Annotated in this window: 12 protein-coding genes; 7 read left to right on the forward strand and 5 right to left on the reverse strand. The window is 70.3% G+C overall.

The window, feature by feature from the left end:
* Nucleotides 1-467: 467 nt before the first annotated feature.
* Nucleotides 468-1406 (reverse strand): zinc-binding dehydrogenase, encoded by a 939-nt coding sequence (locus AB0F52_RS11815; RefSeq protein WP_360168302.1) that lies wholly within the window; start codon nucleotides 1404-1406, stop codon nucleotides 468-470.
* 81 nt (nucleotides 1407-1487) lie between these two features.
* Between AB0F52_RS11815 and AB0F52_RS11820 the strand changes: the two genes are divergently transcribed.
* The 3 genes from AB0F52_RS11820 to AB0F52_RS11830 are packed head-to-tail and all read left to right on the forward strand — an operon-like array spanning nucleotide 1488 to nucleotide 3451.
* A complete protein-coding gene (locus AB0F52_RS11820) occupies nucleotides 1488-2075 on the forward strand; it encodes a helix-turn-helix domain-containing protein (RefSeq protein WP_360168203.1) in 588 nt (195 codons plus the stop codon).
* 60 nt (nucleotides 2076-2135) lie between these two features.
* Entirely contained in the window at nucleotides 2136-2873 is a 738-nt protein-coding gene (locus tag AB0F52_RS11825) for an alpha/beta hydrolase (protein ID WP_360168206.1), read from the forward strand.
* Nucleotides 2870-3451 (forward strand): TetR/AcrR family transcriptional regulator, encoded by a 582-nt coding sequence (locus AB0F52_RS11830; protein ID WP_360168209.1) that lies wholly within the window; start codon nucleotides 2870-2872, stop codon nucleotides 3449-3451. The genes AB0F52_RS11825 and AB0F52_RS11830 overlap by 4 nt, the downstream gene beginning before the upstream one ends.
* A gap of 6 nt (nucleotides 3452-3457) precedes the next feature.
* Here the strand turns inward: AB0F52_RS11830 and AB0F52_RS11835 are convergent, their stop codons facing one another.
* A complete protein-coding gene (locus AB0F52_RS11835) occupies nucleotides 3458-6307 on the reverse strand; it encodes a glycoside hydrolase N-terminal domain-containing protein (protein WP_360168212.1) in 2850 nt (949 codons plus the stop codon).
* 17 nt (nucleotides 6308-6324) lie between these two features.
* Nucleotides 6325-7686: an RICIN domain-containing protein gene (locus AB0F52_RS11840; RefSeq protein ID WP_360168215.1), complete on the reverse strand. Its 1362-nt coding sequence runs from the start codon at nucleotides 7684-7686 to the stop codon at nucleotides 6325-6327.
* Nucleotides 7687-8259: 573 nt separating this feature from the next.
* Between AB0F52_RS11840 and AB0F52_RS11845 the strand changes: the two genes are divergently transcribed.
* Nucleotides 8260-10587, forward strand: a complete 2328-nt coding sequence (locus AB0F52_RS11845; protein ID WP_360168218.1) for a beta-L-arabinofuranosidase domain-containing protein — start codon at nucleotides 8260-8262, stop codon at nucleotides 10585-10587.
* 254 nt (nucleotides 10588-10841) lie between these two features.
* On the opposite strand, the gene AB0F52_RS11850 is transcribed toward AB0F52_RS11845, so the two are convergent.
* Nucleotides 10842-11510, reverse strand: coding sequence for a DUF4230 domain-containing protein (locus AB0F52_RS11850; protein WP_360168221.1), 669 nt, complete (start codon nucleotides 11508-11510; stop codon nucleotides 10842-10844).
* 58 nt (nucleotides 11511-11568) lie between these two features.
* Between AB0F52_RS11850 and AB0F52_RS11855 the strand changes: the two genes are divergently transcribed.
* The gene (locus AB0F52_RS11855) at nucleotides 11569-11718 is read left to right on the forward strand and encodes a hypothetical protein (protein ID WP_360168224.1); all 150 of its coding nucleotides are present in this window, start codon (nucleotides 11569-11571) and stop codon (nucleotides 11716-11718) included.
* Nucleotides 11719-11839: 121 nt separating this feature from the next.
* Here AB0F52_RS11855 and AB0F52_RS11860 read toward each other — a convergent pair whose 3' ends face one another.
* A complete protein-coding gene (locus AB0F52_RS11860) occupies nucleotides 11840-13195 on the reverse strand; it encodes a glycoside hydrolase family 6 protein (RefSeq protein ID WP_360168305.1) in 1356 nt (451 codons plus the stop codon).
* Nucleotides 13196-13662: 467 nt separating this feature from the next.
* On the opposite strand from AB0F52_RS11860, the gene AB0F52_RS11865 reads away from it, so the two are divergent.
* Nucleotides 13663-16017: a ricin-type beta-trefoil lectin domain protein gene (locus tag AB0F52_RS11865; RefSeq protein ID WP_360168227.1), complete on the forward strand. Its 2355-nt coding sequence runs from the start codon at nucleotides 13663-13665 to the stop codon at nucleotides 16015-16017.
* Nucleotides 16018-16048: 31 nt separating this feature from the next.
* Nucleotides 16049-17497: an arabinofuranosidase catalytic domain-containing protein gene (locus AB0F52_RS11870; RefSeq protein WP_360168230.1), complete on the forward strand. Its 1449-nt coding sequence runs from the start codon at nucleotides 16049-16051 to the stop codon at nucleotides 17495-17497.
* Nucleotides 17498-17504: the final 7 nt, after the last annotated feature.

Consider the following 17504-nt stretch of genomic DNA (forward strand, 5'->3'; position numbering starts at 1 on the left):
GACGCGGAGACTTCGCGCTCCGCGTCCGCATGGCGCCGGCTGCCGGTGGGTTGCTCCGGTTCGGGATCGCTCCGGGGGCCGGGGCTCACTCGGGGACGAGGGCGATCCGGCCGAACACCGTTCCGGCGCCCAGGTGCCGGTGGGCGAGTTCGGCGTGCGCCAGCGGTAGCACGTCGTGGACCACGGTGGTCACTTCGCCTCGTCCCGCGGCGGTCAGCAGTTCGGCCGCGGCAGAGCGCCGTTGCTCCGGTTCGGGATCGCTCCGGGGGCCGGGGCTCACTCGGGGACGAGGGCGATCCGGCCGAACACCGTTCCGGCGCCCAGGTGCCGGTGGGCGAGTTCGGCGTGCGCCAGCGGTAGCACGTCGTGGACCACGGTGGTCACTTCGCCTCGTCCCGCGGCGGTCAGCAGTTCGGCCGCGGCAGAGCGCCGTTGCTCCGGTTCGGGATCGCTCCGGGGGCCGGGGCTCACTCGGGGACGAGGGCGATCCGGCCGAACACCGTTCCGGCGTCCAGGTGCCGGTGGGCGAGTTCGGCGTGTGTCAGTGGCAGCACGTCGTGGACCACGGTGGTCACTTCGCCGCGGCCCGCCGCGGCGAGCAGGTCCGCGGCCACCGCCCGGCGGTCCTCTGTGGACACGGAGTCGGCGCTGAAGATCGCGAACGACAGTGACTTCCGGAACGCCGTGAACATCTCCGCGACCAAGCGGGCCGGTGGCGGGCCCGCGACCGCGCCCACCGTGACCAGCCGCCCGTTGGGGTTGAGCTTGGCGAAGAACGAAGGCAGCTCCTCCCCGGCGACGATGTCGATGACGACGTCGTACCCGCCGGCGCCCTCGCCGGCGCGGTCCAGCACCTCGGTGGCGCCCAGCGCGCGCAGGTGGGCGCCGCGCTCGGGGGAGGAGGTCGTGACCGCGACCGCGCCGGTACGCGCCGCGAGCTGGACCGCCATCACGCCGATGCCGCCCGCCGCGCCGCGGACCAGCACCGATTCGCCGGGCGCGAAGCGGGCGTGCCGGAGGCCGAAGTGCGCCACCACCCCGGAACCCGCCACGGTCACCGCGTCGACCGGCGATACCTCCGGCGGTAGCCGTACCAGCGTCGCGGCGGGGACGAGCGCCTGCTCGGCATAGCCGCCGCCCCCGTCGGTGGGGGCCCAGACGCGCGCGCCGGCCCACGACTCGTCGACGTCCGCGCCCAGCGAGGTGACGGTTCCCGCCACCTCGCCGCCGAGGACGTGACCGGCTTCGAAGCCGAACGCGGCGAGGGCGCCGCGACGGATCAGCACGTCGACGCCGCCGACGCCGATCGCCTCGGTGGTGATCACCACCTGCCCGGCGGCCGGGCGCGGGTCGGGAACCTCGACGACGGCCAGGCCGCCGGGCTCCCCGAAAGTCTGCACTGCCACTGCTTTCACGGTCATCTCCCTGAGTTCGAGGCGGCGGCGACCGTACCGGACGCACCCGTCCGGTTCGGCTAAACTGAGACGGTGACCGGCTCTTTGCCTCGGATCCGGCGATCGGATGCCCAGGACAACCGTGAACGCCTCCTCGAGGCGGCCCGGACCGTGTTCGCCACCGCCGGCCTGACCGCGCCGATGCGGGAGATCGCCCGGCACGCCGGCGTCGGCCCGGCGACGCTGTACCGGCACTTCCCGACCAAGGAACAGCTGTTCGCCGAGGCGTTCGCGGAGCGGCTGCGTGCCTGCTACGCCATCGTCGACGACGGCCTCGCCGAGGCGGACGCCTGGCGGGGCCTGCGCACGGTGATCGAGCGGCTGGGCGAGCTGTACGCCCGGGACCGGGGGACGACCGCGGCGCTGGTGTCGGCCTTCCCCGGCACGCTGGACTTCACCGCCGACCGGGAACGGGCGCTGAAGTCGCTCGCCGAGCTGGTGCGCCGGGCGAAGGACGCGGGCCGGGTGCGGCCCGAGACGACGCTGGACGACATCGTCCTGGTGCTGATGGCCGCCGGTGGTATCCAGGCGGCCTCGCCGGTGGCGCGGGCCGCGGCCGTCCGGCGCTTCATCACCATCGCGATCAACGGGCTGCGAGCCGTGCCGACCCTCGACGACTAAGTGGGACACTGTCCCGTATGGTAACCGGGACAGTGTCCCACTTGAGGAGTTGAGTTCCCCATGGCGATCACGTACGTGCTGGTCCACGGCGCCTGGCACACCGGGCAGTGCTGGGCGCGGGTCGTGCCGCGGCTGGCCGCGAGCGGGCGGCCGGTGTTCACCCCGACGCTCACCGGCTACGGCGAGACGAAACACCTGCTGAACCCGGACGTCGGGCTCCGCACGCACACCGCCGACGTCGTGCGGCTGCTCGTCGAAGCGGACCTGCACGACGTCGTCCTGGTCGGGCACAGCTACGCCGGCCTGGTGATCTCCGCGGTGGCCAACGAGGTGCCGGAGCGGATCGCGCGGCTGGTGTTCCTCGACGCGATGGTGCCCGCCCACGGGGAGAACGGGATCGATGTCATGCCGATCACCCGGAGCATGCTCGGGACCGGCTGGCGGGTCCCGCCGCTGCCCGAGCTGCCCGCGCCCTTCGGCCTGTTCGGGGTGACCGATCCCGGGGACGTCGCGTGGCTGCGGACCATGCTGTCCGACCAGCCGATCCGGTGCCTCGAAGAGCCGGTCGCGCTGGACAACCCGGCGCTGCGCGAGATCCCGCGCACGCACATCCACTGCACGGTGAAGCCCGACGGGTTCGACCGGCGCCCGGTGCCCGCCGTGCAGCCGAACGGCGAGCCCGCGGACGTGCGCGAGCTGGCCGCCGGGCACGACTGCATGATCACCGCGCCCGGGGAGCTGGCCGAGCTGCTGCTGGACGTCGGGGAACCGGTGGGGGCCGGTAGCATGCGGTCGTGAGCGATTCCCGGACGGCGGCAGGAAAAACGCCGCAGCGCGCCGACGCGCGGCGCAACGCCGGGAACGTCCTCGAGGCCGCGGCCGCGGTGTTCGTGACCTCCGGCGTCGAAGCGCCGATCCGGGAGATCGCCGCCCGGGCCGGGGTGGGCACGGCGACCATCTACCGCCACTACCCGACCCGGGCCGACCTGATCCTCGCGGTGTACCGGCTGCAGGTCGAAGATCTGGCCGAGGCCGGTCCCGCCCTGCTCGCCGGCGGGCGGGGGCCGCACCAGGCCCTCGTCGAGTGGATCGACCGGTTCGTCGACTTCGTCATCACCAAGCAGGGGCTGGCGTCGGTGCTGCAGTCCGACGAAGCCTGCTACGACCCGCTCCACACCTACTTCCTCGAACGCCTCGGTCCCGTGTGCACGCAGCTGCTGGACGCGGCCGCGGCGGCCGGCGAGATCGTCCCAGGCCAGGACGCCTTCGAGCTGATGCGCGGCGTCGGCAGCCTCTGCGCCGGCGCGGGGACGGCGACGTACTACGACGCGCGTCACTTGGTGAAGCTCCTGGTCAACGGCCTGCGCCGACCCTGACGCCGGTCAGGTGCGCTGGAGCAAGAACCGCTGGTTGGCCGCCCCGGTCACGGTCCACTGCGAGATGCGCGCGCCGTCGGCGGTCGAGGCGCTCCAGACGTCCATCGCGAGCCCGCTGGCCCGGTTGACCAGGCTCACCACCCCGCCGCCCTGGTCGGTCACCTTCCATTGCTGGGTCGTCGCGCCGGTGTCCGGCTGCTGCGTGATGTCCGCACCGGTCGCGGTCGACGCGACCTGCAGGACCAGGCCGCTGGCGCGGGACCGGATGCGGTGGAAGCCGCCGTCGGAGGCGAGGAAGTCGAACTGCTGGTTGAGCCCGCTGGTCGCCTGCCACTGGATCAGCGCCGCCCCGGCACTGGTCGAGCCGCCGTTGATGTCGGCCGATTTGCCGCTGTGCTGGGCGACGAGCCGGTAGTTCACCCCGGGCTCGACCACCGGTGGCGGCCCGCCGAGGGAAGTGGCGCGGTAGGTGTGGCCTGCCTGGCCCGGGAAGCGGACGAGGTCCGCCTCGACGGACACCGGCTGGACCTTGGCGCCGGTCGCGGTGTCGAGCACTTCGTAAGTCGCGGTGAACATCCGGCTGCGGACCTTGACGTCGCCGTCGCGGTCCGGCGTGATGGTGAGCTGCGTCGCCGCGCCGCTGCTCCAGGCCGCGCCGACCGTGTAGCCGCCGCGGCCGCGCAGGCCCGTGACGCTGCCGGCCGGCCAGGCGGGCGGCAGTGCGGGGAGCAGGTGCAACTCGCCGTTGTGGCTGTGCAGCAGCAGTTCGGCGATGCCGGACGTCGCCCCGAAGTTGCCGTCGATCTGGAACGGCGGGTGCAGGTCGAACATGTTGGGCGCCAGCCGGTCGGTCCGCACGAGCAGCCGGAGCAGGTCGTGCGCCTTGGCACCTTCTTCCATGCGCGCCCAGTAGTTGATCTTCCAGGCCAGTGACCAGCCGGTACCGTCGTCACCGCGCAGCTCGAGGGTCCGGCGCGCGGCGGTGAACAGCTGGGGCGTGCCGCGCTTGCTGATCTGGTTGCTCGGGTACAGGCCGTACAGGTGCGAAATGTGCCGGTGGGTCTGCTCGGTCTCCACCCAGTCGTAGAGCCATTCCTGGATGTTCCCGCGCGAGCCGACCTTCATCGGCGCCAGCCGCTGCCGGGCCGCCTTGACCTGGTCGGCGAAGGCGGCGTCCACGCCCAGCACCTGGCACGCTCCCGCGCAGCCGTCGAACAGGTCGCGCAGGATCTGCATGTCCATCGTCGGCCCCGCGCACACGGACGCGTTCGCGTGGTGGTTCAGCTCGGGGGAGTTCGCCGGGTTGGTGACCAGGTAGCCCAGCGAGGGTTCGGTCACCAGCGTGTCGAGGAAGAACTGCGCGGCGCCCTTCAGCAGCGGATAGCGGGCGCGCAGGAACTCGACGTCGCCGGTGAACCGGTAGTGGTCCCAGATCATGGTGGCGAGCCACGCGCCGCCGGTCTGCCACATCCCGGCCTGCGCGAAGTCCACAATGGAGGAACCCCGCCAGCCGTCGGTGTTGTGGTGGGTGACCCAGCCCCGGGCGCCGTACTCGACCTGTGCGGTGCGCGCCCCGGTGACCGCGAGGTCGCCGATCATCGCGAACACCGGTTCATAGCACTCGGCGAGGTTGGTGACGTCGGCCGGCCAGTAGTTCATCGGCAGGTTGGCGTTGAGCGTGTACTTCGATTCCCACGACGGGTTCAGCTGGTCGTTCCAGATCCCCTGCAGGTTGGCGGGCTGGGTGCCCGGCCGGGACGAGGAGATCAGCAGGTAGCGGCCGAACTGGAAGAGCAGCGCGGCGAACTGCGGGTCGTTGACGCTGTTGTGCTGGGCGATCCGGACGTCGGTCGGCTGGTCGGCCGCCGCGGTGCGGCCGAGGTCGAGGGTCGTGCGCCCGAAGAGCTTCTGGTAGTCGGCGAGGTGCCGGCTGCGCAGCGAGTCGTAGGGGAGCGCCTGGGCGGCGGCCAGCCGGGTGCGGGCGAGGCCCTGGTAGTCCCCGTTCACCGTGCGGTAGTCGACGTAGCTGGTGCCGATCGAGATCAGCAGCGTCACGGCGTCGGCGCCGGAGACCCGCAGCGTGCCGCCCGAACTGCTGGTGCTGCCGCCCTCGGCGGTCGCGCCGGCAAGGGCGAGGAACCGGACCGAACCGGCGATGCCCCGGCTGTCCCCGGAGATCCCGTCCAGCGCGATCGTGGTGCCGTTCGGGCTGGAGGTCGTCGCCCGCTGGGGGGTGCCCAGCGACGCCGAGAACGAGATCGAGCCCGGCGTTTCGGCCGTCAGCCGCATGACGATCACCTGGTCCACGGCGCTGGCGAACACTTCCCGCCGGTACCGCACGTTGTTCGCGACGTAGGTGACGACCGTCGTGGCCGTGGTGAGGTCGAGCCACCGCTGGTAGGAGGAAACCCCGCTGTTCCCGGGAAGCGCGAGGCTGAGGGTGCCGACGGGCTGGTAGGGCTGCTGGGCGGCCGGGGTGCCGAGCATCTTCTGGTCGATCAGGGACTGCGCCTGCGTCCACTGGTTGGAGAACACCAGCTGCCGGATCTGCGACAGCGCCCCCGCGCCTTGGGTGTTGCTGTAGTCGTGGGGGCCGCCCGCCCAGACCGTGTCCTCGTTGAGCTGCAGGCGTTCGGTGTCGGTGTTGCCGGACACCATGGCGCCCAGCCTGCCGTTGCCGATCGGCAGCGCGCGCAGCCACTCGGTGCCGGCCGGCTTGTCGTACCACAGCGCCAGGTCGTTCACCGCCCGGACGTCCGCGGGTGCGGCCGAAGCGGTCCGGGCGGTGGCCGTCCACGCGATCGGCACCAGCGCGGCACCCAGCCGCATCGCCTGCCTGCGGGTCAGGTCGGGCATCTTCGTCACTCCGATCTTCAGGCGCGCTGGAGCTGGAACCGCTGGTTGGCGCCGCTGCCGGCGGTGTACTGCGAAATCCGGGCACCGTCGGCGGTGGAGGCACCCCAGACGTCCATGGCCAGGCCGCTGGCCCGGTTCACCAGGCTGACCGCGCCGCCGCCCTGGTCGGTGACCTTCCACTGCTGGGTCGTCGCGTCGGTGTCGGGCTGCTGGGTGATGTCCGCGCCCGACGCGGAGCTCGCGACCTGCAGGACCAGGCCACTGTGCCGGGCGCGGATCCGGTAGTAGCCGTCGGCGGAGGCGAGGAAGTCGAACTGCTGGTTGGCCGCGTTGTGCGAGGACCACTGGATCAGCGTGGCTCCCGCGGCGGTGGACGCTCCGTTGATGTCCGCCGACTTGCCGCTGTGCGCGGCGACGAGCGAGTAGTTCACGCCGACCTGCACCGGCGAGGTGGGCGGGTTCGGGTCGCCGCCGCCGAACTGGCTGAAGAACTTCCAGATCTCGGCCTTGTCCCAGCTCCGGGCGCCGCTTTCGCAGCCGGTGCAGCCGTCCACCGGGCCCTGCTGGTGGCCGCCGTCGAACGGTGCCCAGACGACCGGGTATCCGGTCCGGCAGCCCGAGTAGACGGTCAGGTAGTGGGTTTTGCTGCCCGCGGCGGGTTCGGGGGCGTTCTGCGGGGTGCAGCCGTTGTTCCGGACGAACGTGTCCCGCAGGCCCCGGCCGGCACCGATGTTGTCCGACACGCCGTGGATGCCCATGTACGCGATGGGCTGGGTGCCGCCGCTGCACCCGCTGATCGCGCCGGGAGCGGCGATGGCCACGACCGCGCGGAAGACCGTCGCCCGGGCGCAGGCGAGTGCGTAGCTCATCGCGCCGCCGTAGCTGAATCCGATGGAGAACAGCTGGGTCGTGTCGACGCAGAGGTCGTTCTCGATCAGCCGGACCATGTCGTCGGTGAAGGTCACGTCCTCGCCGCCGGAATTGCCCCAGCCGTTGTTGAGGCCCTGGGGCGCCACGAAGATCGTGGAGTCGCCCGACTGCGACTGCATGCCGTAGTAGGCCCAGGCGTAGCCGTCGCTGCCGCCCGAGGCGACCTGTTCGGCGGTGCCGCCCAGCCAGTGGTAGCCGAACGCGAGCCGGTGCGGAGTGGCGTTGTCGTAGTTGTCGGGGATCTTCAGGATGAAGCTGCGGCTCTTGCCGTTGCTCTGGATCGTCCGTTTGCCGCTGGTGAGCGTCGGATTCTTGCCACAGCCGGCACTCGGCGTGCCGGCCGCGGCGGCGCTTCCGGCCGCGGCGGCGCCCGGGGGAGCGCCGCCCACGGCCAGCGCGAGCACTGCGGCGGTCACGAAGACGCGGAACGACGATCCGATCCTGGACATGCGAAATCCTTCGGCCGACGGGAAATTTCGAGCCCTCGGCGCGGGTCGCCTGCTCAAGGGTGTTCCGGTTGTAGCACGGTTTTCGAATGGTCGTCCAGCCGGAAATGAAAGTTTCAGTTCCGCCGCCGGCGTCCGGAAAGGGGCGGGGGGATTCCGGGAAACGATTCCCGGCCAGCGCTTCACGCGGTGGCGGAGGTAGGCGACCCGCGGGCCGACCCCGCCGACGAGCACCGGGTAGACGCGGGCGCGGTACTCGTCGATCAGGTCCGCCTCGGCGGCGAGCGTCGCGCCGTCGATCGCGATGGTGCCTTCCGCCGGTTCGGCCCGCGGCCGCTCGATCTCCTCCGCGACGCCGCCGGTGGGCGGTCGACGGATACATCGTCGGGCCGGACGGTGCCTTCGACTTCGGGGCGCCCGACGACGAAGTCTTCCGAATAGGTCACCCTGCGCATCGGAAATTCTCCTCGGAAGCGGGCCGTCAGTATGTCCGCCGGTCACAAGGGTCGTGACAAGAATCATTGTTAGCGCTAACATGCTTCCGCCCCCTCTGTCCACTGACGAACGGAGATCCCGGTGACCTCACCCATCAGCCGCCGGCGACTGCTGCAAGCCGCCGGCGCCACCGCCATCGCCTCCGCGGCCGGGTCCGCCATCGGCTGGGCGCCCGCCGCTTCGGCGGCCACCACCGCGGCTGTCGGGCCGGTCCGCCCGGACGCCGGGGTGTCGGTGTTCCCGTTCGAGCTCGGCCAGGTGCGGCTGACCGCGAGCCGGTGGCTGGACAACCAGAACCGGACGCAGAACTACCTGCGGTTCGTCGACGTCAACCGGCTGCTCTACGTCTTCCGGGCCAACCACCGGCTCTCCACCGGCGGTGCGGCCACCAACGGCGGCTGGGACGCGCCGAGCTTCCCGTTCCGCAGCCACGTGCAGGGGCACTTCCTGACGGCTTGGGCGCAGCTGTGGGCCGTCGCCGGCGACACCTCGAGCCGGGACAAGGCCACGACCATGGTGGCCGAGCTCGCCAAGTGCCAGGCGAACAACAGCGCCGCCGGGTTCTCCGCCGGGTACCTGTCCGGCTTCCCCGAGGCCGACTTCGACAACCTCGAAGCCGGTCGGCTGTCGAACGGCAACGTGCCGTACTACTGCATCCACAAGACCATGGCGGGCCTGCTCGACGTGTGGCGGTACATCGGCAGCACCCAGGCCCGCGACGTGCTGCTCAACCTCGCCGGGTGGGTCGACCGGCGGACCGCCCGGCTCAGCGCGAGCCAGATGCAGTCGGTGCTGAACACCGAGTTCGGCGGCATGAACGACGTGCTGGCCGACCTGTACCAGTACACCGGCGACGCGCGGTGGCTGACCGCCGCGCAGCGGTTCGACCACGCCGCCGTGTTCGACCCCCTGGCGGCGAACCGGGATCAGCTCAACGGGCTGCACGCCAACACGCAGGTCCCGAAGTGGATCGGCGCGGCGCGCGAGTACAAGGCCACCGGCACCACCCGGTACCGGGACATCGCGACCAACGCGTGGAACATCACCGTCGGCGCGCACACCTACGCCATCGGCGGCAACAGCCAGGCCGAGCACTTCCGCGCACCCAACGCCATCGCCGCGTACCTGAACCAGGACACGTGCGAGAGCTGCAACACCTACAACATGCTCAAGCTGACCCGGGAACTGATCGCGCTGTACCCGGACCGCGCCGACCTGGCCGACTACTACGAACGCGCCCTGCTCAACCAGATGATCGGCCAGCAGAACCCGGCCGACAGCCACGGGCACATCACGTACTTCAGCTCGCTCAACCCGGGCGGCCGCCGCGGCCTCGGCCCGGCGTGGGGCGGCGGCACGTGGAGCACCGACTACAACTCGTTCTGGTGCTGCCAGGGGACCGGGCTGGAAACCCAGACGAAGCTGGCCGACTCGATCTACTTCTACAACGACACGACGCTGACCGTGAACCTGTTCCTGCCCTCGGTGCTGACCTGGACCCAGCGCGGTATCACGGTCACCCAGACCACCTCGTTCCCGGCGAGCGACACCAGCACGCTGACAGTGACCGGGAGCGTCAGCGGGACCTGGGCGATGCGCATCCGCATCCCCGGCTGGACCACCGGGGCGACCATCAGCGTCAACGGTGTCGCGCAGAACGTGACCGCCAACCCCGGCAGCTACGCCACCTTGTCCCGGTCCTGGGCCGCCGGGGACACGGTCACCGTCCGCTTGCCGATGAAGGTCGCGCTGAAGGCGGCCAACGACAACGCGAACGTCGCGGCGGTCACCTACGGCCCGGTCGTCCTGGCCGGGAATTACAGCGGCAGCACGCTGCCGTCCCTCAACCCGGCTTCGGTCACCCGCACCAGCAGCAGTGCGCTCACCTTCAGCGCCACCGCGAACGGGTCCGCCGTCAACCTGGTGCCGTTCTACGACGCCCAGGGCTTCACCTACACCACGTACTGGAACACCGGTGGCGCCGGTGCGACGACCTACCGGCTGGTCAACGTGGGGAGTGGGCTGGTGCTGGGCGTCGAGAACATGTCCACCGCCGATGGTGGCCGGGCATTGCAGTGGTCCGACAGCGGCACCGCGGACCACAACTGGGAGATGATCACCGACGGGAGCGCGGTTCGGTTCCGGAATGCCAACAGTGGCAAGGTGCTGGGCCTTCTCGACATGTCGACAGCGGACAATGCCCGGGTTCTGCAGTGGTCGGACAACGGGACGGCTGATCACCGGTGGACGGTGGTTGATCAGGGTGACGGGACTTCGAAGATCCGGAACGTCAACAGCGGGAAGCTGCTGACGATTGAGGGCGGGTCCGGGTCGGCTGGGGCTTATGCGGTTCAAGGGCCGGACAATGGTGCTGCGGCGAATCGGTGGCGTCTTGTTCGGAACGGGTGATGGGGCCGGTTGATGAGGTCGGTGCTCTGAGGCCGGTGCTCTGAAGCTGGTTCCCCGCCACCCCGAAGCCTGATTGTGACTACGGCCGGCGGCACCGCGTCAAGGCGGGAAAGATGCCTTGACCCGGCGCCGCCGGCCGTGTTCTGGCTTCGGATCGGGGTTGCGGGGGGCCTGGGTGCCGTGGTTGTCGCCTTGCCGTGGGTGGCGTGCCGTGGGTGGTGGCTTTTGCCTTGCCTGGGGCGAAAAGTGATTCGTCAGCCGGCGTTGTTGTCTGCGTACTTGATCGTTATGTTCTTGAAGCCCAGGGATTGCAGCAAGCCCGTCAACATCGTTCGGGTGTTTCGCTCTGCGTCGGCCACCAGGGAGCTCTTGGCTGCCGCCGCCTGGATCTGCTTCTGGGCCAGCTCGTACAGCGCCTGCTGGGAATTGGGGTTTCCGCTCAAGAACTCGTTGATTCGGGTGAAGAGGCCCTGCTGCTGGGCGTACACGTGGGACTCGTGCACGTCCAGCGTCGCCGGCTCCAGCTGGGCGTGGCCCAATGTGATCGTGGCTGACTGGCGGTCGTCGGACACCTGGACCGCGTTGCCCTTCAGGCGGCCGAAGTCGACGTACGCGTTGTCCGTGCCCACTCCGATGAACAACGTGTCGCTGCCCACGAGGAAACTGGGGAGGACCGAGCTCGTCGTGATGTCGACGACCACCTGGAACGAACCGCTCGCCGCCTCGTAGCGGGAAAGCTCGACGATCGACTGCAGCAGCACCGGGCCCGAGTGCTCTTCCGTCCGCTCTGCGAACGGGTTGCGCAACTGGGGTAACAGGTGCACCGCCGATGCGACGAGTACCGCCGCGACCAGAACCACCACAGCCACTGCCAAAGCGACCAGCCGCTTGCCCCAAGCACCCATACCGGGAGGAATACCCATCCGGCCACCGCGCCAATCGACCGGTAGCGTGTGCTCGGATCCGACGAGGGGAGACGGTGTGCGCAAGTCCTGGTGGCTGTGGATCCTGCTGGCCGTCCTCGCCGTCCTGGTGCTGGCCCTGATCTTCGGCAGCGGCTACCGCAAGGGCACCAAGCTCGGCGCGCCGGCCGGGCCCGTCGCCGCCTGGAGTGCGGGCCGGGTGACCTGACCTGTCGCTGGTTCGGCCCGGGCGGGCAAGCCGATCGCGGCGCTCTGCGTGAACGTCGTGATCAGCCTGCTCGCCGCCGGCACTGGCCGGTTACGCCACGCTGGGCCGTGGCCGCCGGGGCTCAGGAACAGTAGGTCCCGTTGAGCGCCGGCTGCAGGAACGGCGGCGTGCTGCCGGTGTAGTTCGCGTTGTAGCCGAGCGTGGCCGTCGCCCCCGTGCCCAGGGTGCCGTTCCACGACACGCTGTCGACCTTGACGGTGTCGCCGGTGTCGCTCCAGGTGCCGTTCCAGCCCTGGCTGATGGTCACGCCGGGTGCGGAGAACGTCAGCGTCCAGCCGTTGAGGGCCGCGCCGCGGTTTTCGATGACGATCTCCGCGGTGTACCCGGTCGGCCAGGAGCTGACCACCCGGTGGGTGACCTTGCAGCCGCCGGTGGGCTGCGGGGTCGTGGTGGTCGGGGACGTGGGCGTGGTCGGCGTGGTGGGCGTCGTCGGCGTGGTCGGGGTCGTCGGGGTTGTCGGGGTGGTGGTCTGGATCGGTCCCGCCGCGATGGCGAGGTCGTAGGCCCGCTGGGGCACGAACTGGCCGGCCGTGGCGATGCAGCCGTCGGCCTCGCCCGGCGGCTTGATCCACAGGAACGCGTCGATCTGGCTGTCGCCGGTCTGGTTGGTGCTCGGCCTGCCGATCGCGCGCCCGCCCGGGTCGCACCACTCGCTGCCCTGCGGCCCGTTGCCGTTGCGGCTCGTGTCCACCACGGCCTTCAGCCGCGAGTCGCCGAGCTGGTTGAGGATCGCCTTGTCGTAGGCCACTTCGTCGGAGGTGGCGCGGTAGTTGGACACGTTGGTCGAGATGCCGTCGGCGCTGTTCGAGATGTCGGCGGCCCGCAGCCGCGTCGCGGCGTCACCGGGGGAAAGCCAGGCGGAGTGCCCGATGTCGAAGTACACCTTCGCCTGGGACGAGCCGGCCTTGAGCTTCTTGCCCGCGTACGCGATCGACGCCGTGGTCTGCCGCTGCTGGTCGCTGTTCTGGCAGTTCGTCATCTGCGGGAGCACGTCGGGCTCGAGCACGATGGCCGCGGGCCGGCCCGCCAGCCCCGCCGCCACCTGGTCGATCCAGGCCCGGTAGGCGTCTTGGGACGGCGCGCCGCCGCCGCTCGCGCCGCCGCAGTCGCGGTTGGGGATGTCATAGACGACCATGATCGGGATCTGGCCCGCGGCGGCCGCCGCGCCGGTGTAGGCGTCCACCTCGCCGCGCACCGTGGACGTGTTCGTGGTGGTGAACCACCGCGCCTGCGCTACCGAGGCGATGCGGTCGCGGATGACCGCGGCCCGGGAGTCGCCGGGGTTCGCCGCGACCCACTTGGCCGCGTTGGTGCCCGGGTCGACGTAGTACGCCGAGGCGGCGGCCTGCGCGCCGGCCCACGTGGTCGTGGCCACGACGCCGGTCACGGCTACCGCGGCGAGTCCGCCGGCTGCCACTGTCCTGCTTCGCATGCACCTTCTCCTTCGAACGGTGGTGCGCCGGAACCGGCTACTGGGAGCGCTCCCAGCAATCGGAGACTGTAACCCGGGGAGACGGCCCGGGAAAGGGGTCCGCCATGTTGTTCTCGCTCGCCGGCGCGAAATTTACATTTTGCGCGAAGCGCCGGTGCGGGTCGGTGATGGACCGCTGAACTGCGGTGATTGCCCGCTGGTGTGGCGGTGACCGCGGTGTTTCGTAAAGTGCGGCGGACGCCCGGTGCCGATGGTTGTTCGGCGGCAGGGTGGCTGTTAGCGTTAACGCCCAGCGTGTTCGCCATCGACGAAGATGGGGTTCTCATGGCGGTTTCCCCCTTCGCTGATCGACCGATTGTTTCGCCGGCTGGCCCGAGAGTTTCGCCGGGCGCCGCCTTCGTTCGGAAGTGAGGACTACCATGCTCCGCAGCGCGAGAAACGCGGCAGCGGCGGTGACCGCGGTCGTCTTGGCCGTGGCCGGCGGCGTCGTCGCCGCGGCCCCGGCCCAGGCCGCCACCTCGATCACCGTCAACGGCGGCTCGGGCGGCCGCACGTTCGACGGCGTCGGCGCGGTCAGCGGCGGTGGTGGCAACACCCGCCTGCTGATCGACTACCCCGAGCCGCAGCGCGGCCAGATCCTCGACTACCTGTTCAAGCCCGGCTACGGCGCCGCCCTGCAGATCCTCAAGGTGGAAATGGGCGGGGACACCAACTCCACCAGCGGCGCGGAGCCCAGCCACGCCCACTTCCGCGGCGATCTGGACTGCAACCGCGGGTACGAGTGGTGGCTGATGGAACAGGCGAAGGCGCGCAACCCCGGCATCAAGCTGGTGGGCCTGCCCTGGGGGGCACCGGGCTGGATCGGCAACGGCACCTTCTTCTCCAACGACCTGACGGACTACTACCTGTCGTGGCTGGGGTGCGCCAAGCAGCACGGGCTGACCATCGACTACCTCACCAGCGTCCAGAACGAGAAGCAGTGGAGCGCGGACTGGACCGTGACCCTCCGCAACGCGCTCAACGCCAACGGGTACAGCGCCGTCAAGATCATCTCGGGTGACTCGTGGCCGGGCGACTGGGGTCCCGCGAGCGCGATCTCGACCAACACGGCCTACCGCAACGCGACCGACGTGCTGAGCGCCCACTACACCTGCGGCTACCTCAGCGCGCAGACCTCCTGCAGCGTCCCGGCGAACGTCACGAACACCGGGAAGACGTTGTGGTCCAGCGAAAACGGCTCCCAGGACTACAACGACGGCGCCAAGCCGCTGGCCCGCGGGATCAACCGCGTCTACCTCGACGGCAAGATGACCGCCTACCTCAACTGGGACCTGATCGCCGCCGTCACGCCGAACATCCCGTGGCCGACCGTGGGGCTGATCCTGGCCAACCAGCCGTGGTCCGGCTACTACTCGGTCGGCAAGGACGCGTGGGCGCTGGCGCACACGACGCAGTTCACCGCGCCCGGCTGGAAGTACCTCGACTCCTCCAGCGGCTACCTCGGCGGGAACCGCGGCAACGGCAGCTACGTCTCGCTGAAGTCGCCGAACAACACCGACTACAGCACGATCATCGAGACGATGGACGCCACCTCGGCCCAGACGCTGAACCTGAACGTCACCGGCGGGCTGTCCGGCGGCCAGGTGCACGTGTGGTCTACCAACCTCAACTCGAACAACACGGGCGACCACTTCGTCCACAGCACCGACATCACGCCGTCCGGCGGCGCTTACTCCCTGACCGTCCAGCCCGGCTACCTCTACTCCATCACGACCACCACCGGGCAGGGCAAGGGCACGGCGACCAGCCCGCCGCAGGGTTCGCTCAACCTGCCCTACAGCGATGACTTCGAGGCATACGCGAAGGGCAAGGAAGCCAAGTACCTGATGGACATGGAGGGCGCCTTCGAAACCTCCGCCTGTGGCGCCGGCCGCGCGGGCACCTGCGTCCGCCAGTCCGCGACGCAGAAGACGATCCCCTGGAAGAAGTTCGTCGACCCCTACGCGCTGCTGGGCAACGTGGCCTGGAGCAACTACACGCTCAGCACGGACGTGCTGCTGGAGAAGTCCGGGTACGTCGAACTGCTCGGCCGGGCCGGCTCGCAGGACACGGGCAACCAGGGCGCGCTAAACGCGTACTACCTGCGGGTGAGCGACAACGGCGCCTGGTCGATCCGGCGCAACAACACCAGCCAGCAGAACACGACCCTGCGCACCGGCACGACGACCGCGCTCGGCACCGGCAGCTGGCACAAGCTGTCACTGGGCTTCTCCGGCAGCACCATCACCGCCTCCGTCGACGGCACCGTGCTCGGCACGATCACCGACGGCACCTTCCCGGCCGGCCAGGTCGGCATCGGCACGAGCGTGGGGGAGACCGCGCAGTTCGACAACCTGTCCGTCGCCGGTTCGGGTGGCGGGTCGACCTCCGTGCTGCGCAACACCGGCGCCGGGCGCTGCCTCGACGTCCCGGGTGTGTCCCAGACCAACGGCACCCAGGTGACGCTGTGGGACTGCAACGGCGGCAGCAACCAGCAGTGGACCCTCACCTCCGGCAAGCAGCTCCAGGTGTACGGCAGCAAGTGCCTCGACGCCGAGGGCGCCGCCACCACCGCCGGTACCCGGGCGATCATCTGGGACTGCACGGGCGGCACCAACCAGCAGTGGAACGCCGCCGCCGACGGCACGATCACCGGTGTCCAATCGGGACTGTGCCTCACCCCGAGCGGGAACGGCACCGCGAACAGCACGCCGGTGACCCTGCAGACCTGTACCGGCGGCAACGCCCAGAAGTGGGCGCGGAGCTAGCCGCACTCCGAACGGACAAAGGAGTTCGTCGATGAAGGCACGCTGGAGAAGGGTGTGGCCGGCCGTGGTGATCGCCGCGGGCGCGCTGACCGGCACGGCGACGACGTCCCAGGCGGCCACCGAAGGCCCGTGTGACATCTATGCAGCCGGCGGCACGCCGTGCGTCGCCGCGCACTCGACCACCCGGGCGCTGTACGGCGCGTACAACGGCTCGCTCTACCAAGTGCGGCGCGCGTCGGACAACACCACGCGGGACATCGGGGTCCTGAGCGCCGGCGGCGTCGCGAACGCCGCGACGCAGGATTCGTTCTGCGCGGGCACGACGTGCCTGATCACGGTCATCTACGACCAGTCCGGCCGGAACAACCGCCTCACGCAGGCGCCGCCGGGCGGGTTCCAGGGGCCGGCCGCGGGTGGTTACGACAACCTCGCCAACGCCACCGCGGCACCGATCACCGTCGGCGGCCAGAAGGCGTACGGCGTCTACGTGGCGCCGGGCACCGGTTACCGCAACAACAACACCAACGGCGTCGCGACCGGTGACCAGCCGGAGGGTATGTACGCGATCTTCGACGGGACGCACTACAACGGCGGCTGCTGCTTCGACTACGGCAACGCCGAGCGCAACAGCCGCGACAACGGCAACGGCACGATGGAAGCCATCTACTTCGGCAACATCAAGGTCTGGGGCTACGGCGCCGGCAACGGGCCGTGGATCATGGCCGACCTGGAGAACGGCCTGTTCTCCGGGGTAAACCAGCACTACAACGCCAACGACCCGAGCATCAGCCACCGCTACCTGACGGCGATCATCAAGGGTGGCCCGAACCGGTGGGCCATCCGCGGCGGCAACGCCCAGTCCGGCGGCGTGTCCACCTTCTACGACGGCGTGCGCCCGAACGTCTCGGGCTACAACCCGATGAAGAAGGAAGGCGCCATCATCCTCGGCACCGGCGGGGACAACAGCATCGGATCCGCCGGCACCTTCTACGAAGGCGTCATGACGTCCGGCTACCCGTCGGACGCCACCGAGAACGCGGTGCAGGCGAACGTCGTGGCGGCCGGGTACGGCACCGGCAGCAGCAACACGGGCACCGGACCGCTGCACGCGGTCGGCGCGGGCAAGTGCCTGGCCGCCCCGAACTCCACCCAGGGCACGCAGCTGCAGATCGCCGGCTGCAACGGCCAGGCGAACCAGGCCTGGACGCGCACGACGGACGGCAGGCTGACAGCCACGCTCGGCGGCGCGACGATGTGCCTCGACGCGTCCGGCCAGGGCACGAGCGCGGGCACGAAGGTGGTGACCTGGTCCTGCAACGGCCAGGCCAACCAGCAGTGGACCGTCAACGCCAACGGCACGGTCACCGGTGGCCAATCCGGACTGTGCCTGGACGTCACCGGTGCCTCCACGGCCGATGGCGCACCGGTCGAACTGTGGACCTGCAACGGCGGCAGCAACCAGCAGTGGACGCTGGGCTGAGGCCGTG

This window comes from Amycolatopsis sp. NPDC024027, assembly GCF_040638975.1.
GTDB lineage: Bacteria > Actinomycetota > Actinomycetes > Mycobacteriales > Pseudonocardiaceae > Amycolatopsis.

Excerpts from the sequence above, each read along its gene's own strand:
- AB0F52_RS11825 (WP_360168206.1), top strand. The coding sequence starts at position 2,136 with ATGGCGATCACGTACGTGCTGGTCCACGGCGCCTGGCACACCGGGCAG.
- AB0F52_RS11835 (WP_360168212.1), bottom strand. The coding sequence starts at position 6,307 with ATGCCCGACCTGACCCGCAGGCAGGCGATGCGGCTGGGTGCCGCGCTG.
- AB0F52_RS11840 (WP_360168215.1), bottom strand. The coding sequence starts at position 7,686 with ATGTCCAGGATCGGATCGTCGTTCCGCGTCTTCGTGACCGCCGCAGTG.
- AB0F52_RS11850 (WP_360168221.1), bottom strand. The coding sequence starts at position 11,510 with ATGGGTATTCCTCCCGGTATGGGTGCTTGGGGCAAGCGGCTGGTCGCT.
- AB0F52_RS11870 (WP_360168230.1), top strand. The coding sequence starts at position 16,049 with ATGAAGGCACGCTGGAGAAGGGTGTGGCCGGCCGTGGTGATCGCCGCG.